The sequence below is a fragment of the Methylobacter psychrophilus genome, from assembly GCF_025583945.1.
GTDB lineage: Bacteria > Pseudomonadota > Gammaproteobacteria > Methylococcales > Methylomonadaceae > Methylobacter_C > Methylobacter_C psychrophilus.
In genome coordinates this window covers 1-25,250 of record NZ_JAOEGU010000043.1, presented here as the reverse complement: position 1 = coordinate 25,250, position 25,250 = coordinate 1, and the positions used below count along the sequence as shown (strand labels likewise).

Genomic DNA, 25,250 nt, shown 5'->3' with positions numbered 1-25,250 from the left:
TATCATTAAAGGGTACCTTGCAAAATGTCCGGTTCAACAAATATTAAGCAATTTCTTCGCTCAACATGTCCTGAACAATACCCAATCCAACAAGTCCGGCCAAATATTCTTCTATACACGGGATATCCGCTAATGCCTGCTTATTGATTTTATCCTGCTCAATAATCCAGGCGGTAGATCCTATGGAATAAATACTTTGCACCGAACGATTAATTAACGCCGTTTTATAATCGTTAAGGCGTTTGATAGCTAACAGACTGGCAAGCTGTCCATCACTATAATTACTGTAGGCTTCGCGAGTGCTTTTAACCAACATTTCCTGTAATTTACGCGGACGCTCAATAATTAATTTACGCGCAGCTTGCTCTATTTTACTTTGTGAACGAAGTATCTCAGGTAAATGTTTAAGCATGTCCCGGGCACATTGTTGCGCTTTTTCAAGCACCGCAAAACTATTAACCAATTTAAACGTTAAGGCCTTATCATTACTGCCATAGTCAGGTATTGCACCGCCAAATAGCGGTTGATTTACCTGATAAGCTGTTTTTACCTGGTCAATTTGCTGTTGCGCCAATGCTTTCGACAACTCTTCGATCATTTCTTTACGATCCATTGATTGTTGCAAAAACTGGCTTGTTTGCGTTTTATAAAGCCATAAAGGCATAGCGAATTTAAAATGCTTGCGTTCAGCTTCCCAATTTTTGATTAACTCTTTGGCCTTACTGGACTTTGCGTAATCTACATGTTCTTCAAGCATGGCCAGAATAAACTGCTCATGCGCACGCGCGGTATCGTTATCTTCGATCAGGCTATGCAAAGAAACAGAAGACTTGTCACACAGGTTTTCCAATAAATCTTCAGGGTCATATTGGTAAGCATTACCACCCGACATGCCGTTACAGAAACCTTTACCAAAGCCGCCAATGTTCAAGACTGCACCGTTAGTCATATATTCGCAGGCAAAATCACCGACGCCTTCTACAACGGCCATTGCGCCTGAATTTCTAACTGCAAAACGGTCTCCAGCCTCACCATTGATAAAAGCCTTACCTCCGGTAGCACCAAATAAGGCAAAGTTACCAATCAACACATTATTACCGGGTGTTTTAATACCGCCACCGGGCGATTCAATCACCAATGTCCCGCCACAAGCAGACTTACCGACACCATCATTACAGGTACCCAGATGCTCCATACGCATACCGTCATTTAAAAAAGCGGCATAACTTTGCCCGGCCGAGCCATGGGTACGAATAACAACACTATCCGGTGCCAAATAACGACGTCCCTGTTCATGGGTATAAATGACCTTGGAATCCGCAATTTGCTGATCTGTCAATTCGTAGGCAAGCAGCCTTTCAATATCAATCGCCGCCTGTCCACCCACTGTCTTGTTGCAGTTATTCAGTTTAAAAGCATCGCCCTCAATTATAACTTGTGACTGTTTACCGTGAATAAGCCCAGTATTTACCTGTTCAATAATTTTATTATCAACACTAAAACTGGCTTCCAGATAAACGGGATTTGCCACTATAACAACATCTACCTTGGCCAGCATCCTCGTTAAATCAAGTTGACCAACCATTGATGAATGATTAATCAGATGCAGTAAATCGGTATTACCCCGTATTTCCTGTAAGCTTTTATAACCTAAAACGGCCAATATTTCCCTGACTTCGTGCGCCAGATTCATAAAATATTGCGCTAATACCCGCGAGTCACCTTTAAACTCTTCATGTTCAGTCGTTAAACCTGCCGGGCACTTAATATTACAATTTTTCGCCATTACGCAACGTAACATCATCAATACCGTCGTACCAAATTCAAACGAATCGGCACCCAGGATTGCTGATTTAACAACATCCAGACCACTTTGATGAGCGCCACTGCCACGCAATATGACTTTGTCACGCAGTCCGTTAACGGCCAAGGCCTGATGGACTTCTGCAATACCAATTTCAGGTGATCGTCCGCTGTTTTTCAGGCTGGTAACAGCCGCAGCTCCCGTACCACCGGTATTACCGGCAACATTGATAACATCCGCGCCGGCTTTGGCAACACCAACGGCAATCGTACCAATACCCTCGGATGAAACCAGTTTGACACCAACTTTAACTCGCGCTGCTTTAGCATCATGGATTAACTGCCCCAAATCTTCGATTGAGTAAGTATCATGGTGTGGCGGTGGACTAACCAATTCGACTCGAGGGGTACCGCCACGTAAGGCAGCAATTTCTACCGAGACTTTAGTCGCAGGTAATTGACCACCTTCGCCAGGTTTTGCGCCCTGAGCTATTTTAATTTCAATTTCTCTAATATTGGGATCAGCCAAATAACCGGCCCAAACACCAAAGCGTCCTGATGCAAATTGTTTAATGTTACAGGAGCGTAGCGTGTTAAAACGACTGGAATGTTCGCCACCTTCACCGGAGTTACTTAACGCTCCCACGATATTGATGCCTTCGGCAACCGCTTCATGCGCTTCGGCTATTAAAGCACCATGGCTCATCGCGCCTGAAGCAAGCATGGCCGTGATTTCATGGGCAGGTTGCACGTCATTTAAGGCAATCGGGCCACGGGCAGTTTTTATTGTGCTTAAATAATTTGCCAACCGGCTATTAGTATCAGCAACCTTGATAACCAGAGTAGCATCGACCACAGCAACGCTAAATTCAGTATCGGCAAATCGATTTTTAAAATGCTCCGCCAATTGCTCCAGACGCTGACCGGAAGAACGTTCGGTTAAACAAACGGTATATTGATCATCATTGACTTTCTTTACAATTAAGCCACGAATCAAATAGTTAATATTGCCACGTAGATTTTGTTTACACAGAATGCGATCAAAATCCGGCGTCGTTATCGCTAAAGTAACATCGGCAGGAAAATCCATAATATCGCGTAAGGACGCCGGTCTGGAATCACGCTCAATGTACAGATTTTTAGCAAAACTACGATAAGCAGGCGTAATACCAAAACTATCGATTTGTTCAGGTGTGCGTTTTTCGTAACCTGAATCAATATAAGCCGTATCGCTGGCTACCGGTGATTTATCCTGAGGGATATATAAAATCGCCTCATCGGTCATATTAATATATTCTCTGACCGCCGTATTGCCATAAGAATGACCTGCGCCATCCTGGCGCTCTTTAAACAAACCTAAAAATGGAATGTCTTTTTCTTCCCGGACAGCCAGTGCTTTTTGATGCCATTCGCTGGCACTGCCAGCAATATCCGCATAACGCACACCACCAACTGAGGCATGAATATTGGGGAAATAAGGACTTAATCTAGGCTCGTCAGTATCCAGATAATTGGATTCAAAGAATTCACCACCGATATAACTTTCCACCGTACACAAACCAAATTTACCCATGGTCTTCATGAGTGATTTCTCTGCGGCTTTTTGATATTTATCAAAAGTTTTTTGCTGTTCCGCTACAGGGTAATGACTGATAACACGGTTGTATACACTGATAGGGCAGATAGCTGACGCACCAAAACCTAAAATGGTGGCAATATCGTGAGGACTGGCGGCTTGTCCGGTTTCAGCAATTAATGATGAATTAAAACGCAAACCTTCTTTAACCAAATACTGGTTAGCCGCTGCAATCATTAACAGGGCAGGAATGGCGGCAAGCTCTTGGCTAATGTTGATATCGCTTAAGATAATAATGCCGGTATTGTTTCTCGCCGCCTGCTCAACCTGTTTACAAACAACCAATAAAGCCGCTTCCAGCGCATCTTCATTGTTTTTTGCATCAGTAAAGTCAGGCCGGTATAACATATCCAGTGTGATGGTACTGACTGTGGCTTGCCTGCGAATTTGTTCCAGATGTGTTCGTTGCAAAATGGGGGTATCAATAACCAGTTGCTTACTTGGTTCATCTGAAAAAGTAGGTTTTGCACCTAGCGCCACGCGCAAGGTCATACCATCACTTTCCCGAATTGAATCCAGCGGCGGGTTGGTTACTTGAGCAAAACGCTGACTAAAATAGCGTGACATCCCACCTTCTGCACTGGATAAGGCATTGGGTGCCAAACCGTACCCCATAGCCGATACTTTTTCTGCACCGGTTGCTAACATGGGATCAAGCAGAAACCTAAAGCTTTCCTGATTAAGGGAATATGCGGTATGTTGCTGATCTATGTTAAAAGAATGTTCGTTATTGAGTTCTGATAATTCAACAGGTGGCAGTTCAGCCAGATGGATACAGCGCTGCACCAGTAAAGCCTGATAATCCTGCTCACCAGCCAGTCGATCCATAACTTCATGGTTGTTGTAAGCTTTGCCGGTACTATGATCAAAATACAGCATACCGCCCGCTTCAATACGACCGCGTTTCAAAACCTCTTTAGGTGGAAAATCAATTTGACCCGCTTCTGACATTACTGCCAAATAATCTTCGGTTTCTACTGAACGCAAAGGCCGTAAGCCCAAACGATCCAAGCGAGCACCAACACGGATACCATCATTGAAAATTAATGCAGCAGGGCCGTCATTTTTTTCTTCATACAGACTGAAATATTCCAGCATCGCGCGGACAGGCGGTGATAAAGTGGTGTCATTTTCCCACGCTGGCGGCATCATTGCCAAAACAGCGGTGACTATATCCATATCATCTTCGTTGATACGACGGGTCAGCGTTTGATCCAGGCGTCCGGAATCTGATTGGCCACAAGGAAAAATAAGATGTTTGTTGTGTTGTCTGGCAATCGCGCTTTCACTTAGCCTGTTTTTCTTGTCAGTATTTAACTCACCATTGTGCGCCATATAACGAAATGGCTGCGCCATCATGGTCGCTGGTGCTGTATTCGTAGAAAATCGGGTATGAAAAAACAGCGTACAAATTTCATGATCAGTATCGTACAGATCTTTAAAATAAGGGATAACTTCAAACGAATTTAAGCGACCTTTATAAACCTGAGTACGGGAACTCATCGATAACGGGTAAAAACCGGCTAATTCATCGATGGTAAACCCTTCAACTTCAATACATAGCAAGGCAGCCTGAATATGCTTTTCAAAGTCTTTATGCGACGCATTTTTCAAGCTATCCGGTCTACCGAACACACACTGCTTTATCGGAAGCTGGGCTTTTGCCGCTGCGGTATTAATAACATCAAGGTCTACCGGGATAGTACGCCACAAGATAATTGGCAGGTTAAAATCTTTAAAATGGCGTTCAATTAATTCATTTGCCGCAGAATCATAATGATCATGGTCTTCAGGAAAAAAGAAATTGGCAACACCAAATTGACCCAGTTCGAGACTGTCGATACCGGTTATTTTACGAAAGAACTTGAGGGATAAATCTATATTAACGCCTGCACCATCGCCTATACCTTCTGCGCTCATGCCGCCACGATGGGGAATAGTGCACAAGGCTTCATGGGATTTAGCGAGTAAATCGTGAGTTTGCTTACTCTTTTTGTGAGTAATAAACCCTACACCGCAGCTATCCTGCGATAAATCAGCGTTGTAAAGCATAGCGTTTTTATTACCTAATCGGGAATTTTTATTCATTATCCAGCCCGTACTCTCGTCATATCGTTATGTGCAGCGTTTAATGTCGGTTATATCAACGGCCATCATAATTACATGTACCCGATTAACGCATTAAATCACTGTGAAATTATTTAAAAATCACTTAGTAAACCGTAGAATGGTAGCATAATCAGGCTCCCTTGTCATTCAAGGCCAAGTAATTTACTATATTTAGTAACTGCTCAACTTATAGATAAAAGGCCTGCAACTGTTTTACCAGTGTAAAAAAGAAAAGAAAGCTATTTTTAGTTACTTTAATGTGAATTAAGAGCTAACTCGTAAATAATTCCAAAAAAACATGGCGGCGGCCAACTTGCCAAATACATGAACCATTAGACCGCTGTATGATCGGACCTTGCCAGCGCATTCAATGCCGGTTTGTTGCTCAATCCAGCCGAATAAGGTTTCAATGGGTTGTCGGACACGAGAAATGGCCGTCGACAACCATTGATCCTGTGGTTCCAAATACGTTTGGCCTTTTTGTTTTTTTACCGGCGTTAATACCGTCAGGTTTTGAGCCTCTCTGACTTCTTTTGCATCGGATCTGTGATAGGCCTTGTCGCCATAAAGCGCGTTGTTATTCAATTCAGGCCTAATCTGATCAAATACTGTTCCATCATGGCAACTTGCTCCCGTTACACCAATATATTCAGGGTTAGGTAACGTGCCCGCTTGGCGACGCCCGACGATATGAACCCGAACGCCATAATAGTACAATTTCTTGGTTGAACAATAACCTGCATCGGCTAACTCTCTTGCTACGCGCGCTTTAAATCTGTGCCCTTGCTTGGCCAGCGCCACAGGAAAAGAATCTATCAACCAGACTTGTCCTTGATTTTTTGCTTCTTGCTCTTGCTGAATGATTTCCAGCAATGGCGCGAAAACATCAGCTACCTTATTTAGTCGTTGTACAAAAGCTGTGTAACTGGGCAATTTCGGAAACCATTCGCGCAAATGACGATCGGCATAACCATAGATTTTTTTTAGTTCTCTATTTTTATCAATGACCCCGAAGAGATAGATCGCTATAACTTCTTCATCGGTAAAACTCAGGTCTGCATAATTCGACATGCGCTGACTATAAACCCAAAGGTTATCCTGATAGTGCTTGCATACATAAAGATAAGTTGTTATTAATTGCTCTTGCCAGTTCATTGGTTGCCTATAGATTGGGGGGAGTCGTGTCTTTCCCAATATTCTAGCCCAACTACTGTTCTGGCTTCTATTCAGCTCTTAATTCACATTTTAACTGATTTTCACGGTTGATCTCATGCTGTAACCTGGATAATCATCCGCTGAGTGTCTTATTAAATTGGAGCCACAAAAGAAGGCCATGACTTATCACTAAAGTTGACGACTTATTTTTTCATGGCGCATTAACATCTCCATACCATTACTCATCAGATGCTTATTTTACTGACTCAAAAATCCATCACAAAATAAACATAAGCAATAAAAAACCCGCTAAGCTATACAGCTTGCGGGTTTTTTATATTTCTTTACACCTAACTGGTGCCGATGGCCGGATTTGAACCGGCAAGACTTGCGTCACCACCCCCTCAAGATGGCGTGTCTACCAATTTCACCACATCGGCTTAATTATTTAAAATAACTTTACGACTTGTTTACTGCTTTTACACGCAAAATTATTTTTTATTTAACGGTCTTTAACTCTTCAGCCTTGGGTACAACTGTATTTTCCAGCTCTGCACCGGCAGGCTGCTCAGCTGACTTCACTTCGGGTACTGCAGGCATTTCTTCAGACTTTACAGGAGCAGTATTAACGCCTTTTTCACCGACTACTTCAGGAATACCCAAGGCGTCTTGCTGAACGTCTGGCGAGCTCATTAAATCAAAAGCCACACCTTTGTGCCCATTGATCATGGCAAGACCTAAACTGGTTATAAAAAACAAAGTCGCCAGAATTGCTGTAGCTCGAGACAAAAATGATGCGGCGCCCTGCGCCCCAAAAACAGAGCCTGCAGAGCCAGTGCCAAAGGCGGCACCCGCATCAGCTCCTTTACCTTGCTGCATTAATATTAAGCCAATAATACCTAAACCCAGCAACACATGAATAACGATAATTACCTGATACATGAAAGTCTGATCTGTTCTAAATCGAATGAAAAATCTTTAAAAAGGATTCCGCATCCAACGAAGCCCCACCTATTAAACCGCCATCTATGTCAGGCATAGCAAACAAGCCTTTCGCATTATCCGGTTTGGCACTACCACCGTATAAAATTTGTATTTTATCAGCAATAACTTGATCTTTAGCAGCAATGTACTGGCGAATATAATAATGCACTTCCTGTGCCTGCTCATCACTTGCCGTTTTTCCTGTGCCTATGGCCCAGACGGGTTCATAAGCAATTACTGCAGTATTAAAAGCAGCTATGCCAGCTACGTTAATAACGGCATCAAGCTGCTCATTAATCACCGCAAAAGTTTGATCCTGTTCGCGCTGCTCCAAAGTTTCACCTACGCACAAAACAGGAATAATGTTTTGTTCTTGCGCCTGGCAAAAACGTGCAGCCACTGATTCGTTAGTATCACCGTAATAGCTACGTCTTTCCGAGTGCCCTACGAGAGCATATTGGCAATTAAATTCTTTTAACATGGTAGCTGAAATTTCTCCGGTGAAAGCACCTGAAGGTTTATCTGCTACATTTTGTGAACCTAACGCTAGGGGAGTATCTTTAACCAACCTGCTAATACTCGGCAGGTAAACATAAGGCACACAGATCGCAATATCCGCAATATCCGACCCTAATCCGGCAATAATGCCTTTTGCAAGCAACTCAGCACTTTCAAGAGTTCCATTCATTTTCCAATTTCCGACAACCAGAGACCGACGCATCAACATTACTCCCACATAGAACCAAACCGCTTATGATATAGGCTAATAGAGATCAATTCAAGTACCTATTACTTTCTTAACATCTTCAGCCAATTGTTGAGCATAATTTTTTACCGATTCGGCATGCTCGCCTTCTACCATAACGCGAATAAGTGGCTCTGTACCTGACGCTCTTAACAAGACCCTGCCTTTAACCCCAAGCTTTTTCTCAACCGCACGCACAGCCTTTTGTATGCCGTCATCGGCATCTATATTAACTTTTTTAGGGGTTTTAATATTAATCAGAATTTGTGGATATTTTTGCATCCCGGATTTTAATTCATGCAAACTATATCCACTATCATGCATTTCAGCCATAACCTGCAAAGCGGCAATAATTCCATCGCCCGTTGTCGTTTTATCAAGACAAATAATATGACCGGAATTTTCCCCGCCTAAAATACTGTCATGCTCACTCATCATTTCCAACACGTAACGATCACCTACTTTCGCTCTCAGCAGATTGATCCCCAACTGCTTAAGTCCGTGCTCCATACCCAAATTAGTCATTAATGTGCCAACGACAGGACCTGCCATCAATCCTGCATCTAATCTGGCTTTGGCAATAATGTAGATTAGTTCGTCACCATCAACAATCTCACCTTTATGATCAACCATGACCAGACGATCACCATCACCATCCAAAGCAATGCCGATATTCGCTTGATTAGCCAATACCGCAGCAACCAATTTATCCGGACTGGTTGCTCCACACTCATCGTTTATATTAATACCATTAGGCTCAGCGCCGATTACAATAACTTCCGCACCAACTTCCCTAAAAACATGTGGCGCAATATGATAAGTTGCTCCATGAGCACAATCAACGACAATTTTCATGCCGTTAAAATCAAAACGTGTAGGAATACTAGCCTTGCAAAATTCAATATAGCGGCCCGCAGCATCAACCAAACGCTTTGCTTTACCCAATTGTGAAGACTCTACCGTCGTCATCGGCGAATCAATATAATATTCAATTTTTTGTTCAATATCATCAGGCAGCTTGGTTCCCTGCACTGAAAAAAACTTGACGCCATTATCATAATAAGGATTATGCGAGGCACTGATGACTATACCTGCCTGTGCCCTTAAGGTACGCGCCAAATAAGCCACGCCAGGCGTCGGCATAGGTCCCAACAAATGCGTATCCACGCCGGCAGCAGTTAATCCTGCCTCCAGAGCTGATTCAAACATATAACCTGAAATACGGGTATCCTTACCTACCAACACAAAACCATGCCCTTCATTGGCAAACACCTTGCCTGCCGCCCAACCTAATTTCAATAAAAAATCTGCTGTTATAGGTGGCTCACCTACTTTCCCTCTAATTCCATCCGTTCCAAAATATTTTCTTGCCATAATCTTTATTCTCACTGCCTGAATAATCTATAATTTGCTGCTGTTTTGCAAGATTATTATCGTATGGAACACATATACAACCAAATTAAAAACTTACTTTTAAATTTGCCCTAAAGCATTATAGTTGCACATAAAAAAAGGAGGGGTAATCTCTACCTCTCCTTTATAAAAGCCCTGTAAGACCTAAACCTCTTAACCTTGCTCTGCGGCCTGACCTATAGTCTTGTCAGTTTTTTTATCGTCAGCATCATTAACCTCGTCTGTTTTAACATCGCCACGTGGTGGCCTGTCATCCCAACCTTGAGGATCTCTTACCGGCTTACGAGCCATTAAATCGTCAATTTGATATTTATCGATAGTCTCATATTTCATTAGCGCAGCAGCCATGGCATGCAATATATCAATATTTTCTTTCAAAAGCCGTTCAGCACGCTCGTAATTTCGGTCAATAAACGAACGGATTTCTTCATCAATAGTATGCGAAGTCTCTTCAGCGACTGTTTTATGCTGCGTTACCGAACGCCCAAGAAACACTTCACCCTCTTCTTCACTATATGACAATGGGCCCAAACGTTGGGATAAACCCCATTTAGTTACCATATTTCTTGCCAACTCAGTGGCACGCTCAATATCATTGGAAGCACCGGTACTAACTTGCTCCCAACCAAAAACCACTTCCTCAGCAATACGACCACCATATAAACTGGAAATCATACTATCCAGCTTTTGTTTGCTGGCACTATACTGGTCTCTTTCAGGCAAGAACATGGTAACGCCCAATGCACGACCTCTAGGCATAATACTGACCTTATAAACCGGATCATGCTCAGGCACCAACTTGCCAACAATGGCGTGACCCGCTTCATGATAAGCCGTCATTGTCTTTTCTTTCTCATCCATAACCATGGTATGCCTTTCAGGCCCCATGATCAGCTTGTCCTTGGCTTTTTCCAAGTCCGACATACTGACAACACGTTTATTCATTCTGGCAGCAAACAAAGCGCCTTCATTGATCAAATTAGCCAAATCGGCCCCGGAAAATCCTGGCGTTCCTTGCGCTATATACTTAACTTTTACATCATCAGCAATTGGCACTTTCTTGATATGGACGTTAAGAATCTGCTCGCGCCCTCTCACATCAGGCAAACCTACGGTAACTTGACGATCAAAACGGCCTGGACGCAACAAAGCTTTATCCAATACATCGGGACGATTTGTTGCCGCGATGACGATAATACCTTCATTACCCTCAAAACCATCCATTTCAACCAATAACTGGTTTAAGGTTTGTTCACGCTCGTCATTGCCACCACCTAAACCAGCACCACGCTGACGACCGACAGCATCGATCTCATCAATAAAGATGATACAAGGTGCATGCTTTTTGGCTTGCTCAAACATGTCACGCACGCGGGAGGCACCAACACCAACAAACATTTCCACAAAATCAGAACCGGAAATTGTAAAAAACGGCACTTTAGCTTCACCGGCAATAGCTCTTGCCAACAACGTTTTACCTGTTCCAGGCGGCCCAATCATCAAGGCACCTCTGGGGATTTTTCCACCCAGTTTCTGGTATTTGGCAGGATCTTTAAGAAAATCCACCATTTCAACGACTTCTTCTTTAGCCTCATCACAACCAGCAACGTCAGCAAAAGTCACTTTAATTTGATCTTCTTCCAGCATGCGAGCTTTACTTTTGCCAAAGCTCATTGCGCCTCGACCACCGGCACCGCCACCCTGCATTTGCCGCATAAAGAAAACCCACACCGCAATAAGCAACAACATAGGTCCAAAAGACACCAATAACTGCATAAGCATGGAAGGTTGCTCAGGCGGAACTGCTTTAACGTCAACACCATTAGCCAATAAGTCATCAACTAAATGCGCATCAGTCGGTGCGTAAACCCTAAACAGCTGACCACTCTGCATCTTGCCTTTAACAATATGCTCATCAATTATCACCTGTTGTACCTGACCCGCTTTCACCGAATCGATGAATTGCGAATAGGATAACGATGAGTCAGCCCGCTCTCCCTGAGAGCCAAAATTATTAAAAAGAGACATCAATACAACAGCGATGACCACCCACAGGATTATATTTTTTATCATATCATTCACAAACACACCCTAGCCCCTAACGGCTCTCGGTTTAAAGCACTGAGTAATTATATCAGGAGTTAACTTTCCTGACTGTGGTTATTTATCTGGAGCTCATCAGACCATTGGTGATTTCCTTGTTTTACAGATATAAGGGCTACTAAAGATTATTTAAACCCTTTGGCCAAAATATAAACCTCGTTACTTCTTGGCCTTGAGGCTTTTGGCTTTCTAATAACAACTTTTGTAAAACAGCTCTGCACCTCATGATAAAATTCTTCAAAACCTTCACCGTGAAACAACTTAACCAAAAAGCTCCCATCTTTTATTAAAACAGTTTTTGCTGTTTCCAAAGCCAGCTCACCCAAATAAATAGCCCGAGGCTGATCCACTCCTTTATTGCCACTCATATTCGGCGCCATATCAGACATAACCAGATTAACCGGCACACCTTCCAGAGCAACATTAAGCTGATCCAATACCGCTTCTTCACGAAAATCACCGAGAATAAAATCTACACCATCAAGCGCATCCATCGGCAGAATATCCAGCGCAATCAATTTATTTTTCTTACCCATCAACTGCCTTGCAAACTGTGACCAGCCGCCGGGAGCTGCGCCCAAATCAATAATATTCATGCCGGGTTTAATCAGTTGATCTTTATCCTGAATTTCTTTTAACTTAAAAACCGCTCGAGAACGATAACCTTGCGCTTGAGCCATCTTGACATATTCATCCTCAAAATGTTCCGCCATCCAACGACTACTACTTTTACTTCGACCCATAACGCTTTATAATTGGTGTTAATTAACTTTTTGATTTAGGAAAAATGAGTGAACTCTGCAGATAAGAAAAAATTTCGAGCTGAGGCTCATACTTTAAAACCCGTAGTTATGATAGGGCAATCAGGCCTTACAGCCGGAGTGCTGACTGAACTTGATCAAGCACTTAACATACACGAATTAATTAAGATAAAAATACGCGCAGAACGCGATCAACGCAAGCTGATTAGTGAAAAAATATGCTCTGATACCGGAGCCGAGCTAATTCAAACTATTGGTCAAATCGCGGTTATTTACCGATTAAATCCCGATAAGTAAATCCGGCACAAGGTGAACGGAAATACAATACCGCTTTCACCTTGTATTTTTGGCCGCAATTAAATATATTTAATTGAAATAATTTCATAGTCAACATTACCAGCCGGCGCTTTAACCGTAACAACATCTTCTATTTCTTTGCCGATTAATGCCCGTGCAATTGGCGACCCTACTGAAATACGCCCTTCCTTGATACTGGCTTCATCTTCACCCACAATCTGATATGTGACTCTTTTCTCGGATTCAACGTCTTCTATTTCTACCGTTGCTCCAAACACCACTTTGCCGTTGGCATCTACCTTGGTAATGTCAATAATTTGCGCATTGGAAAGCTTGCCTTCAATTTCAGAAATACGTCCTTCTGCAAAACTTTGCTGCTCTTTGGCCGCATGATATTCAGCGTTTTCTTTTAAATCACCGTGTGCACGAGCCGTGGCAATAGAAGCAATAATACGCGGACGCACGACTGACTTTAATTCATCCAATTCTGCGCGTAATTTTTCTGCACCTTTGACAGTGAGAGGTACTTTAATCATTTTTTTAAACTCCATTAAATTTTTTTGGGCTAAAGGCGCAAAATTAACTGCTAAAAACCGATATTTTTTGCGCCCTTGCCACTTCAAATCAAGCTTTTATGCAAATCCTGCAGACAATTAACATCACCCGCATCCAATTCACCCAGCGCATAACAGGCAGCTCTCGCACCGGCCATAGTGGTGTAATAAGTTACCCGATGCTGCAAGGCTTCCCTACGCATGGTGAAGGAATCTGAAATCGCTTTTTTACCTTCTGTGGTATTAATAATCAACTGGATCTGATCATTCTTTATCATATCAACCGTGTTGGGTCGCCCTTCGTTAACCTTATAAACCACTTCACAAGGAATACCGGCTTCTTTAAGAAATCTTGCCGTACCGCCCGTTGCCACAATTTCATATTTCTTGTCTACCAGCATTCTGGCAATATCAGGCGCTTTGGCTTTATCAGCATCACGGATACTGATCAATACCTTACCACTGTCATTCAAATTAACGCCCGCCGCACGTTGCGACTTGGCAAAAGCTTCACCAAAGGTTTTCCCTACCCCCATCACTTCACCGGTTGATTTCATTTCAGGACCTAACAATGAATCAACACCGGGGAATTTAACAAACGGAAACACCGCTTCCTTGACAGAGTAATAGTCAGGAATTCGCTCTTCGGTAATGCCTTGCTCTGCCAAGGTTTGCCCTACCATAACGCGAGCGGCAATTTTAGCCAACGCATAGCCGGTCGCTTTAGAGACAAAAGGCGCCGTTCGTGATGCTCTTGGGTTAACTTCAAGGACATAAATATCTTCACCCTGAATCGCAAACTGGGTATTCATCAACCCTCTTACACCCAAGGCCTCAGCCATTTTAGCGACTTGCTCACGGAGCTTGTCCTGAATTGCCGGAGCCAATTCATAAGGCGGCAATGAACAGGCAGAATCACCTGAATGCACGCCGGCTTGTTCGATATGCTCCATCAAGCCACCGATCAACACCCGCTCACCGTCATAAATGGCATCAACATCCATTTCCACCGCGTCATCAAGAAACCGATCCAGCAACACAGGAGCATCGTTGGAAACACTCACCGCTTCTTTCATATAGCGCTGCAAGCCTTCTTCATTAAAAACGATTTCCATGCCACGACCACCCAATACATAAGAAGGTCTGACTACCAGCGGATACCCCAACTCTTTAGCAGCATTAACGGCTTGCTCAACAGAACGGGCCGTGGCATTAGGTGGCTGTTTTAGTCCCAATCTTTCCAGCAGTTTTTGAAAGCGCTCCCTGTCCTCGGCCAAATCAATTGAATCCGGCGATGTACCAATAATGGGCACTCCGGCAGCTTCCAGTGCTCTCGCAAGTTTCAACGGCGTCTGACCACCATATTGAACAATCACGCCCTTGGGCTTTTCAAGATGAACAATTTCAAGCACATCTTCTAGGGTTAATGACTCAAAATATAAACGATCCGAGGTATCAAAGTCGGTTGAAACCGTTTCAGGATTGCAATTGATCATGATGGTTTCATAACCATCCTCACGCAAGGCCAACGCCGCATGCACACAGCAATAATCAAACTCAATACCCTGCCCGATCCGGTTGGGACCGCCACCAAGAATAATAATTTTTTCTTTATCAGAAACCCGTGCTTCACACTCTTCTTCGTAGGTGGAATACAAATATGCCGTATCTGACGAAAATTCAGCCGCACAAGAATCAATACGCTTATAAACAGGACGAATATTCTGCTTGTGACGAACATTACGTACCTCAATTTCAGAAGCATCGAGTAGCTTGGCAATACGAATATCAGAAAAGCCCTTGCGCTTTAGCTTATAAAGCTCACCGTCTTTCAAGGTTGATAAGGTTTTGGTTGCCAGAGATTGCTCGGTAATAATTAAATCTTCAATTTGCGCCAAAAACCAGGGATCAATTTTGGACGCATCATGAATCTCATCCAACGTCATACCGATACGAAAAGCATCAGCGACATATAACAAACGATCCGGCCCTGGATGGCGCATTTCCCGCTGCATTCTTTCTCTGGCATCATCGGCGGTCAAATCGATTATCTCATCAAGACCGCTGATACCAATTTCCAGGCCACGCAAGGCTTTTTGTAATGATTCCTGAAAAGTACGGCCAATCGCCATGACTTCTCCGACTGATTTCATTTGTGTCGTCAAACGATCATCGGCTTGCGGGAATTTTTCAAAGGTAAACCGTGGCACTTTAGTTACCACGTAATCGATAGTCGGTTCAAATGATGCCGGCGTCGCGCCACCGGTAATTTCATTCTTCAACTCATCCAACGTATAACCAACCGCTAATTTGGCGGCCACTTTGGCAATCGGAAAGCCCGTTGCTTTGGAGGCCAGCGCTGACGAGCGTGACACACGAGGATTCATTTCAATAACAATCATGCGTCCATCAGCCGGATTAATCGCCACCTGAACATTGGAACCGCCGGTATCTACACCAATTTCACGTAACACCGCCAAAGAAACATTACGCAGAATTTGATATTCTTTATCGGTTAATGTTTGCGCGGGGGCTACGGTAATTGAATCGCCGGTATGCACGCCCATTGGGTCAAAATTCTCAATTGAGCAGACGATGATGCAGTTATCTTTGGAATCACGCACCACTTCCATTTCATATTCTTTCCAACCCAATACCGATTCTTCAATCAATAATTCATTGGTGGGAGACAAATACAAGCCGCGCTCACAAATTTCAAGAAATTCTTCTTTATTATAAGCAATACCGCCGCCGCTACCGCCCATAGTAAAAGACGGACGAATAACCGTCGGATAACCGACTTCCTTTTGAGCCGCCAAGGCTTCTTCTATGCTATGCGCCGTTTTTGATTTTGCAACTTCATAACCAATACGCTTCATGGCATCGTTAAACAACTGACGATCTTCGGCCATATTAATGGCTTCTTTGGTCGCGCCGATCATCTCAACGTTATATTTCGCCAGTACACCATTAGCATCAAGATCCAGCGCACAGTTCAACGCGGTTTGACCACCCATGGTTGGCAAAATGGCATCAGGGCGTTCTTTCGCTATAATTTTTTCGACCGTTTGCCAATCAATAGGCTCGATATAAGTTGCATCGGCCATATCAGGATCAGTCATGATAGTTGCAGGATTGGAATTTACCAAAATAACACGGTAACCTTCTTCTCTTAGCGCCTTACAGGCTTGCGTACCTGAATAATCAAATTCACAGGCCTGACCAATAACAATTGGTCCGGCACCCAGTAGTAAAATCGATTTTATATCCGTTCTTTTTGGCATTTTATGATTTTCTAGTCTAATTATTGTTTGCTTGCATGATTCATCATATCGATAAATCCATCAAATAAGGATTCCACATCATGCGGCCCGGGCCCGGCTTCAGGATGGCCCTGAAAACTCATGGCGGGACAATCTGTCCGTTTGACGCCCTGTAAACTACCATCAAATAAAGATCGATAAGTGGCTACCAAATTAACGGGCAAACTGGCTTCATTAACGGCAAAACCATGATTTTGACTACTAATCATCACGCGCCCCGTAGCCATTTGCTGAACAGGATGATTGGCGCCGTGATGACCAAACTTCATCTTTTCAGTTTTTGCACCACTCGCCAAAGCCAACAGTTGATGACCCAAACAAATACCAAATACCGGAATTTTATTTTCCAATATTGTTTTGATAGCCTCGATGGCATAAACACAGGGCTCAGGATCTCCAGGGCCATTCGATAAAAACACGCCATCGGGATTCATTGCCAATACCGTTGCAGCCGGAGTTGTTGCAGGAACAACTGTCACACGACATCCGCGATTAACGAGCAACCTGAGAATGTTACGTTTAATGCCAAAATCATAGGCAACCACATGCCTGGTCAGATTCTCGCCTTGGGTATGGCCGTTTTGTAAATCCCAGATATTTTCAGTCCATTCATAAATTTCGGCCGTAGTGACTTCTTTGGCCAAATCCATGCCCTTTAAGCCGGGAAAGCTCTCAATAGCCGCTTTTGCCGTATCCACACAAACCGTCTCACCGGCCATAATACAGCCACGTTGCGCGCCCTTGTCACGTAACAAACGCGTCAGTTTTCGCGTGTCTATATCAGCAATAGCGACCACCTTGTTATCCAGTAAATACTGTTGCAGCGTTTTTTCGCAGCGCCAGTTACTGGCCAATAACGGTAAATCCCTAATAACCAAACCACTGGCAAAAACGCCAATGGATTCATCGTCTTCACTATTCGTTCCGACATTACCGATATGGGGATAGGTTAATGTTACAATTTGCCGGGCATAAGAAGGATCGCTGAGAATTTCCTGATACCCCGTCATTGCGGTATTAAAAACCACTTCGCCTACAGAACAGCCGTCTGCACCTATAGATACACCGTTAAATACGGTTCCATCTTCTAACACCAATATTGCCGACTTAGTCAAACACGTTACCTCAAATGTACAAAACGGGATGAACCTTTAAGGACTCATCCCGTTATAAAAAATCAAACTACATCACTATACAAAATTATGGGGCTTTGGTCATTAACAATTTTTTAAATCGGCTGCGTTATGCATGCTATTAAAATTGTTTTAGAGAGGCTTCAATACCCGCTCAGACCTTATTATACTGGCTATATATCAGCCATAACCGACTCTCATTTACAAAAGCTTACTCGTGATCCGAGTCTTTCAGAATTTTTTTAAAATACCTGACCCAGAGAGGATATGCCGTTTACTTGGCCGCTTTTAGATTCATTCGCTCATGTTTTATCTGTATAATTTAGCATCTTCTGTTAATCCGCATAAAAATCATCATGACCACAGTTAATTCCGAAAAACTTTCCAGCGCCCGCTTTGCTCAGGCAACCGATGCTTTTGTTGAAGTATTTACCGCTTCTGTTGACTTTGACAAACGCATGGCCGGGCAAGACATTCAGGGATCAATTGCCCATGCCACCATGCTGGCTCACTGCGGCATCCTGACTAACAATGAGCGTGACTTGATTATTAGCGGCCTGCATCAAATCAGCGACGAGATCATTAATGGCGAATTTGTCTGGTCGGTAAAGCAGGAAGATGTGCATATGAACATTGAAGCAAGATTGACTGATTTAATTGGCATAGCCGGTAAAAAACTGCATACCGGTCGCTCTCGTAACGATCAGGTAGCCACTGATATTCGTCTTTATCTGCGCGGTGAAATCCAACACATTACCGATCAACTCACGCGCCTGCAAACCGCCATTCTGGATTTGGCAGAACAACATACCGACACCATTATGCCGGGCTTTACGCATTTACAGGTCGCCCAACCAATTACTTTTGGCCATCATTTAATGGCCTGGTTTGAAATGTTGGTACGTGATCGGGAAAGACTGCAAGATTGCTGTAAGCGCGTTAATATTTTGCCTTTGGGAGCCGCCGCCTTAGCCGGAACCAGTTACCCGATAGACCGATTTATGACTGCTGACCTGCTGGGCTTTAGTCGACCTTCTGCCAATTCGCTCGATTCAGTCAGTGACCGGGATTTTGCCATTGAATTTACCGCAGTGGGCAGCATCATCATGATGCATTTATCACGTTTTTCAGAAGAATTAATCTTGTGGTCCAGTGCGCAGTTTGATTTTATCGACATGCCCGACGCCTTCTGCACAGGTTCATCGATTATGCCGCAAAAGAAAAACCCCGATGTCCCTGAACTGGTACGCGGCAAATCAGGACGGGTAACAGGGCATTTAATGTCACTATTAATGCTAATGAAAAGCCAGCCGTTAGCCTATAACAAAGACAATCAGGAAGATAAAGAGCCGCTGTTTGATACCGCTGATACATTAATTAATTGCTTGCGGGCTTATACCGACATGGTGCCGCATCTTGGCGCCAAAAAAGCCAATATGTATAATTCCGCTAAACGCGGATTTGCCACCGCAACCGACCTTGCCGATTATCTGGTTCGTAAAGGCATGGCTTTTCGTGATGCTCATGAAGTTGTCGGCTTGGCTGTACGTGCCGGGATAGAAAGCAGTCGTGACTTATCGGATATATCATTACCCGAATTACAACAGTTTTCAGCATTGATTACTGAAGATGTTTTTGGTTTTTTAACGCTGGAAGGCTCGGTTGCTGCTCGCAAACATATCGGTGGCACCGCCCCTGAGACAGTAAGAAACGCCATTCAAACGGCACGACAAACCATGTCCGCATTATAAAAAAAACCGGTAAGGGCGATTTCAATAGTCCTTACCGGGATTTCTATAGTTCTTGGTTTCTAAGTAGTACTTGGCATTCCTTTCAATAACCACGATATAAAGTTTTCACGATTACGCGAGCAGATAATGACCTTGCCTTTACCCGAAAACTTTAACACCATGCCTTCGCCACTGGTAACACTGTTGACCAGCGATCCCAAAAAACCACCGGATTGTTGCGTAGCGACTGAAATCTCATGATGTAACGCACTATCCCAAGCGACCACATGGGCATTATCAATAATAATATCCTTGCCAGGCTCCACATCCAACACAAAACTGGAGCCAAAACCCGACACCGCCAACTTACCAACCCCCGATGCTTCACAAATAAAAAAACCACCGGTTTGACCAAACATGGCCGTACCCAGACTTTGTGTACGCACATTTAAAGTAACGCCACTTTCAGCCGCAACAAAGGCACCATCAGTTATTCTGTAACTGATTGCACCAACCTCTAAAACCTGAATGGCACCCGGCAATGTTGGTGATAACAAACAATCGCCATCACCTCGCGTCGCCTCAATGTGTTGCTGAAAAAACGATTCCCCATTGGCAAAGCGACGCATCAAGGCGCCACCCAAACCGCCCGTCATTTTTCCCTTTAAGTCCAAAGCGCTTTCCATCATCACCATGGCATTAGATTCACAATAAATCTTTTCGCCACGTAACAGGCTGACATGCAAAAAGGGATCAATTTCACCCGTTACTGTAAATTGCGCCACACATTCTCTCCATTAAAAATCAACCAGCCAAAGGGCAAATCGTCGATTTACCTTATTATTTAAAGCCATCATACAACGAAATGGACATCCGGCCTGAACCAGGTAATTTTATTCACCACGAAGACACAAAGTTTTTTCTTCGTGCCCTTCGTGCCCTTCGTGTCTTCGTGTCTTCGTGGTGATATTCTTTTAAAATTTATCTGTTATTGCGGTTTTTGAATAAAAAACAATGCTATTACTTGCCCTTCAAGACCCGGATAGTTGTTCACGAACTTCCATGACCTGATTGACGACTGCATCAATGGCTTTGAGATCAGTCCACGGGCTCATGATAAACGACTTTAAAGCAGCAACTGCCGGGCCACCCGGATAATTTGCGTACCGGTAAGCCAATGTCCAGGAAAGCAATACCCCCTCGCCTTGCATGACGCGTTCACAAATCAAATCAAATATTCGGCGATTATACTGATTATGTTCCATTAACTGGCTACGATAATCAGGATCATTAAGCTCGCAATGCAAGGCTTTTTCAGCATCCACACCCCGGGGATAAACCCGAAACAGGGTAACCGGTCCATAGTTGTAATCGTTTAGCACCTGAATACAGTCATGTCGCTCCAAACGCTCGCGCAGCATTTCCGCCATTTCTACATTATGCCCAATAAGGACACGATAACCTTGCTTACCCAACAACTTCATACTAGCCAAAGCTGCAAGCGCTCCGGCACCGGAACGGGAGCATTCCAGCGTGTAAATACCGGGATGATAATGGCCGCCCTGATAAAGATACGGCATTTGTTCCGGCTCACGACTAAGTAAAGCCAGTGAACTTCGGTCTTTAATCAAAATCACACTGGAAATATAAGGCGCATAACCGGTCTTGTGTAAATCAATGCCAATGCTGTCAGCCATCTGCAAACTGTCAATACGTTCCAACGAATCGGTTAATGACCGTAAGGTTCGGGCATGAAAGCCCAAAGGATTATCGTCAAAATTATAATCCCGAAATACCGACCATGCCCAACCAATCACGGCATCCGCATGAACATGTGGAATATAATCCAGACCATATTCATCGACCAGATTGTCACGCAAATGCACGATGGCCGCCAAATCATCAATACCAAATGCATCCGTCGTGCCGAGCGTGGCAATAATTACCGCGGCTTTTTCCCCACGACTTAACGAAGCACGCAGAGTATCTTCCAAGGCTGACAATGACATTTCGTTGTTTGAGGTCGAGGCAACAGCTATCAGGTTTTTTGTTCCCAAACCTAACCATGCAGCAACATTCAATCGGGAATAATGGGAGACATCAGAGGAGAAAATTTTAAAATCTTCGCGAATGCCTTCCTGCATCCCCCGCCCTCCCAATATTTTTTCGATACCTAATTTGCAGCCATAAAGAATGGTTCCGGTACCGCCGAAAGTGAACAAACCGCCTGCTTGTTGAGGGTCATAACCGACCAAATTGGAAAGCATCGCAATAGACTCAATTTCTGCTTCAGAAAATCGCCCGGCATATTCATCAGTAATAATGTTGGGATTATAAATCGCCGCCGCAACAAATGCGGTAATACTGGGAATGGTTGGTGGCGGTATGACATTAAGCTGTGCGTTGGGATGAGACCAGATTGTCATGCCCTGACAATAATCGGCCAATAACCCGATCATATCCTCAATAGAGCTGATTGCCTCAGGGAATACCGCCTGCTGACTGGCCTCGTAATGGCTATTCTTGATACCGTTACCCAATAGTGGCTTGGCCGATTTAAGACTGTCAACCTGATCCAAAAAACGCGAAATAGAATGGACGAAATAACCATCCATAACAGGATCAGATACGGGAGACGGAAAGTAAGTCTTTAGATGCTCAAGAACATCAGCATAATGACGCCATTGTTTTCTCTCAATTTCCATCGTAACCCCCTAATTTATTTATTAACCTGATAAGGAAACTGTCCGAGCCTCTTTTGACAGTTTACCTGACGAGTTTAGTTTGAAACAACCTTCTTGTTTCAATATAGTCTTTCAGAAATTAAACTTCCATTCACTTCGTTGTAAGCTCATACAGATACCATCCCTTCAAGGGCATAGCTATCTACACAACTTTTCCTCATAATAAAAACAATGAGTTGCAGAAGCGCCAACCTCCCTCTCTTGTTGGAGAGGGCTGGGGTGACGAGTGCACGGATGCAGGAGGTAGAGCAATGCAGGAGCAATTGCCGAGGAGAGTAAAATCAAGCAGTTACATTCCCCTCATCAACCTTCTCTCTTTGGAGAAGGAGCCGTAGGACTTGTGTAGATAGCTATACCCATAAACCGGACGTTCATAACGCGTTTAAAATCATCGACATGTTTTTGAATCCCAAAGCCACTTATTTTTATAGCTAGTACTCGGTCAATCTGATTCTGTCGGATACCATACCAGTAATTTTCGATTTTTAGCGCTAATTTTACCCGACATATCAACACTGACTGAGTGCTAGTCTTTATAGGTATTTATACGGATTGATTTTTCTATTTTAGAAAATATAATTTTCCAGAAGCTTAGTTGGTGCTTCGAACAACCATTCACTGGAGAACATATGACTTGTTGCAATAAGACCCTAGCGTTGACCGCTATTTTCAGTGTCGCCCTTGCAATCACAGGCTGTGCTAATAATTCACCTGCTCAGAATCAAACTTTTAGTAACACCAAAAGTTATAACAATCAAAGCTCAATGTCTGTTGAAGTGTCAGACCTTAATAGCAGCACTGCAAGCTATGCTGAACAGCAATTACAGGCACGCGGTTTTACTCAAATACGTTCAATACCACCGTCTAACGGATTTAGTAATAGTTGGTGGCTCAATTCCAGAACCAATCAATATTTTCAACTTGAAACGGCTAACGGTAAAGTAATGACACTGAATCCAAGAACCTCACAAGACCTCCTGCGATTTCGTTGCAACTAATTACATTCCACAACAACCCTTAAATAAGAAGAAAACATGAACCGTTCTAATAAACACCTCTTATTGACTGTTATTATGAGCGCTGCGATTGCACTCACGGGTTGTCTTACAAATCAGGCTAATCGTAATTCGTCCAATACCGATAATAACCCTCCTAATTCTCAGACTGCTAATAACTATGGAAAGGCAGGTCTTCCTCTATTTAACTTTTCTTGTCCGACAGGAATAGATGTGCATGGAGACGACCAAGGCGGCTCTATTTACATTAATGGCAGACAAGCTAATGTCAAAAAATTTAATGACAACTACTACGAAGTAAATGATTCAGGCATTTTTATCTCTATTAATAGAAATCCAGATGGCTCATTAGCTTTATCTTACACACGCCAAGGCAGTGCTAATGGTATTTGTCAAGATCAAAAGATGAACACTGGCAATAACAAAGCACCTTATAGTGAGCCAACTCAAGTTCCACAACCCGTATTAGGGCAAGTTCCTACTGCACTCGCTAATATGGTCGGCGCAAAAGGGGGGGCAAGCAGAAAACTACTTAATGAATAACGGCTATGTAGCGGTTAGATCGCAAGGCTTAACCACTTTTTGGCAAGAACAAGCAACAGACTTCAAACGACTGATGGACGTTATCAATCCATTGCCTATATCGCGCCAAAGAACTGTAGATAACCTCTTCATCTAAATTTTTAACCACAATATCCGAGTTATTCATGAAAAAATTATTAGTATGTTTATTAGCAGGTGCATTATTAACAGTTACAGTAATTACCGCAGAAGCGGCTAAACAAATCGCGTTTGGTAAAGGCAAAAGTTTTGCCTCTGTCAGTGGCAAAGTACAAGGCAGTAATGACGTGGATTATGTTTTACGCGCCAGTGCAGGTCAAACCATGACGGTTGATTTAAAAGCCAGTAAAAGTGCAGCTTATTTCAACGTCTTACCTCCAGGCAGCACAGGTGAAGCCATTTTTGTCGGTTCAAGTGAAGGCAATCATTTTAAAGCGGCGTTACCCGGTGACGGTGATTACACGATTCGTGTCTATTTAATGGGCGGCGCGAAAGATAGCGACAAACCTGTAACCTATACCCTGAAAGTCAGTGTTCCTAACACTACTAAACCCGTCAGTACGGGCAAAGCCAATAGCGAGACAGCCGTCGCTGAAAAAGCCTGTCTTGCAGCTGTTGCCAAAAAAGTGGGCGTCAGCGCAAGCAAATTGAAGGTGCTTGATGTAAAGAGTGCAGAGGCTGGTATTGGTGTAAATATTCAAGTACCTGATGCTATCGCACCCTGGTCATGCCTGTCTGACAAGAAAGGTCATGTACAAGGTGCCAGCTTTACTGGTTCAGAAGGGGATAGGTAATAACCAGCGGATAGCATATTAAATCTGTTGTTCGGAGTCCAAAACAAGTTTTTGACGTTTTAAATCCGTCCAAGTCATGCCTTGGACTCTGAACTATAGATGTTTAGGTTTAACCATTATAAAACATAGTCTTAATCCACTATCAACCAGCACAGCACAAGACAATGTTCGGAGTGTTTTGTCAGAAAAATATCGCCACACTGCGGCTGATAGTTACACATAAACGGTAACGTAGAGGTAAATGCAATGGATATTAATAGTTTATTAGACATCTTTCCTAAATAATCGACATAGAATTTGGCCTTTATAAGGTTAAAATAGTGATCTACCTCTGAAAACACGGATAGCCATGACTCCTTATGCTCAATTACCAAGACACAAGCCTGAAG

At 43.4% G+C, this 25,250-nt stretch carries 18 protein-coding genes and 1 tRNA gene; 5 read left to right on the top strand and 14 right to left on the bottom strand.

What is annotated here, in order from left to right; translation table 11 throughout:
• Positions 1–43: 43 nt before the first annotated feature.
• The 8 genes from N7974_RS15890 to rlmE all read right to left on the bottom strand — a co-directional run bounded on the left by N7974_RS15890 (position 44) and on the right by rlmE (position 12,691).
• A complete protein-coding gene (locus N7974_RS15890) occupies positions 44–5,527 on the bottom strand; it encodes a glutamate synthase-related protein (protein ID WP_262966566.1) in 5,484 nt (1,827 codons plus the stop codon).
• A gap of 285 nt (positions 5,528–5,812) precedes the next feature.
• Complete coding sequence (locus N7974_RS15885) at positions 5,813–6,703, bottom strand: IS982 family transposase (RefSeq protein ID WP_262966565.1); 891 nt, start codon at positions 6,701–6,703, stop codon at positions 5,813–5,815.
• Between the two features lie 355 nt (positions 6,704–7,058).
• Positions 7,059–7,143 (bottom strand) — tRNA-Leu (locus N7974_RS15880).
• A 58-nt stretch (positions 7,144–7,201) separates the two neighbouring features.
• Positions 7,202–7,645 (bottom strand): preprotein translocase subunit SecG, encoded by a 444-nt coding sequence (gene secG / locus N7974_RS15875; RefSeq protein ID WP_262966564.1) that lies wholly within the window; start codon positions 7,643–7,645, stop codon positions 7,202–7,204.
• 16 nt (positions 7,646–7,661) lie between these two features.
• Positions 7,662–8,408, bottom strand: coding sequence for a triose-phosphate isomerase (gene tpiA / locus N7974_RS15870; protein ID WP_262966563.1), 747 nt, complete (start codon positions 8,406–8,408; stop codon positions 7,662–7,664).
• A gap of 57 nt (positions 8,409–8,465) precedes the next feature.
• On the bottom strand, positions 8,466–9,806 hold the full coding sequence (gene glmM / locus N7974_RS15865; RefSeq protein ID WP_262966562.1) for a phosphoglucosamine mutase: 1,341 nt from the start codon (positions 9,804–9,806) through the stop codon (positions 8,466–8,468).
• 192 nt (positions 9,807–9,998) lie between these two features.
• Complete coding sequence (gene ftsH, locus N7974_RS15860; protein WP_262966561.1) at positions 9,999–11,918, bottom strand: ATP-dependent zinc metalloprotease FtsH; 1,920 nt, start codon at positions 11,916–11,918, stop codon at positions 9,999–10,001.
• Between the two features lie 155 nt (positions 11,919–12,073).
• Positions 12,074–12,691 carry a 23S rRNA (uridine(2552)-2'-O)-methyltransferase RlmE gene (rlmE, locus tag N7974_RS15855; RefSeq protein WP_243219440.1) on the bottom strand — a complete coding sequence of 206 codons (618 nt, stop codon included), beginning with the start codon at positions 12,689–12,691 and terminating at the stop codon, positions 12,074–12,076.
• Between the two features lie 48 nt (positions 12,692–12,739).
• Here rlmE and yhbY point away from each other — a divergent pair, with 48 nt between their 5' ends.
• Positions 12,740–13,006 (top strand): ribosome assembly RNA-binding protein YhbY, encoded by a 267-nt coding sequence (gene yhbY / locus N7974_RS15850; protein ID WP_243219443.1) that lies wholly within the window; start codon positions 12,740–12,742, stop codon positions 13,004–13,006.
• A gap of 59 nt (positions 13,007–13,065) precedes the next feature.
• Here yhbY and greA read toward each other — a convergent pair whose 3' ends face one another.
• The 3 genes from greA to carA form a co-directional block, all read right to left on the bottom strand.
• Positions 13,066–13,542, bottom strand: a complete 477-nt coding sequence (gene greA / locus N7974_RS15845) for a transcription elongation factor GreA (RefSeq protein WP_243219445.1) — start codon at positions 13,540–13,542, stop codon at positions 13,066–13,068.
• 83 nt (positions 13,543–13,625) lie between these two features.
• A complete protein-coding gene (gene carB, locus N7974_RS15840; protein WP_262966560.1) occupies positions 13,626–16,844 on the bottom strand; it encodes a carbamoyl-phosphate synthase large subunit in 3,219 nt (1,072 codons plus the stop codon).
• Between the two features lie 20 nt (positions 16,845–16,864).
• The gene (carA, locus tag N7974_RS15835) at positions 16,865–17,998 is read right to left on the bottom strand and encodes a glutamine-hydrolyzing carbamoyl-phosphate synthase small subunit (protein ID WP_243219457.1); all 1,134 of its coding nucleotides are present in this window, start codon (positions 17,996–17,998) and stop codon (positions 16,865–16,867) included.
• A gap of 374 nt (positions 17,999–18,372) precedes the next feature.
• Here carA and argH point away from each other — a divergent pair, with 374 nt between their 5' ends.
• Complete coding sequence (gene argH / locus N7974_RS15830) at positions 18,373–19,767, top strand: argininosuccinate lyase (RefSeq protein WP_262966559.1); 1,395 nt, start codon at positions 18,373–18,375, stop codon at positions 19,765–19,767.
• 59 nt (positions 19,768–19,826) lie between these two features.
• Here the strand turns inward: argH and N7974_RS15825 are convergent, their stop codons facing one another.
• Both N7974_RS15825 and N7974_RS15820 read right to left on the bottom strand, forming a co-directional pair.
• Positions 19,827–20,531 (bottom strand): TIGR00266 family protein, encoded by a 705-nt coding sequence (locus tag N7974_RS15825; protein ID WP_262966558.1) that lies wholly within the window; start codon positions 20,529–20,531, stop codon positions 19,827–19,829.
• Between the two features lie 246 nt (positions 20,532–20,777).
• Complete coding sequence (locus tag N7974_RS15820; RefSeq protein WP_262966557.1) at positions 20,778–22,451, bottom strand: pyridoxal phosphate-dependent decarboxylase family protein; 1,674 nt, start codon at positions 22,449–22,451, stop codon at positions 20,778–20,780.
• Between the two features lie 803 nt (positions 22,452–23,254).
• On the opposite strand from N7974_RS15820, the gene N7974_RS15815 reads away from it, so the two are divergent.
• From N7974_RS15815 to N7974_RS15805, 3 genes are all read left to right on the top strand, one after another.
• Positions 23,255–23,488, top strand: coding sequence for a hypothetical protein (locus tag N7974_RS15815; RefSeq protein ID WP_262966556.1), 234 nt, complete (start codon positions 23,255–23,257; stop codon positions 23,486–23,488).
• 36 nt (positions 23,489–23,524) lie between these two features.
• Positions 23,525–24,049 (top strand): hypothetical protein, encoded by a 525-nt coding sequence (locus N7974_RS15810; RefSeq protein WP_262966555.1) that lies wholly within the window; start codon positions 23,525–23,527, stop codon positions 24,047–24,049.
• Positions 24,050–24,213: 164 nt separating this feature from the next.
• Positions 24,214–24,861, top strand: coding sequence for a hypothetical protein (locus N7974_RS15805; RefSeq protein WP_262966554.1), 648 nt, complete (start codon positions 24,214–24,216; stop codon positions 24,859–24,861).
• 131 nt (positions 24,862–24,992) lie between these two features.
• Here the strand turns inward: N7974_RS15805 and N7974_RS15800 are convergent.
• The coding region (locus tag N7974_RS15800; protein WP_262966553.1) for a hypothetical protein at positions 24,993–25,250 on the bottom strand (258 nt) is incomplete at its 5' end.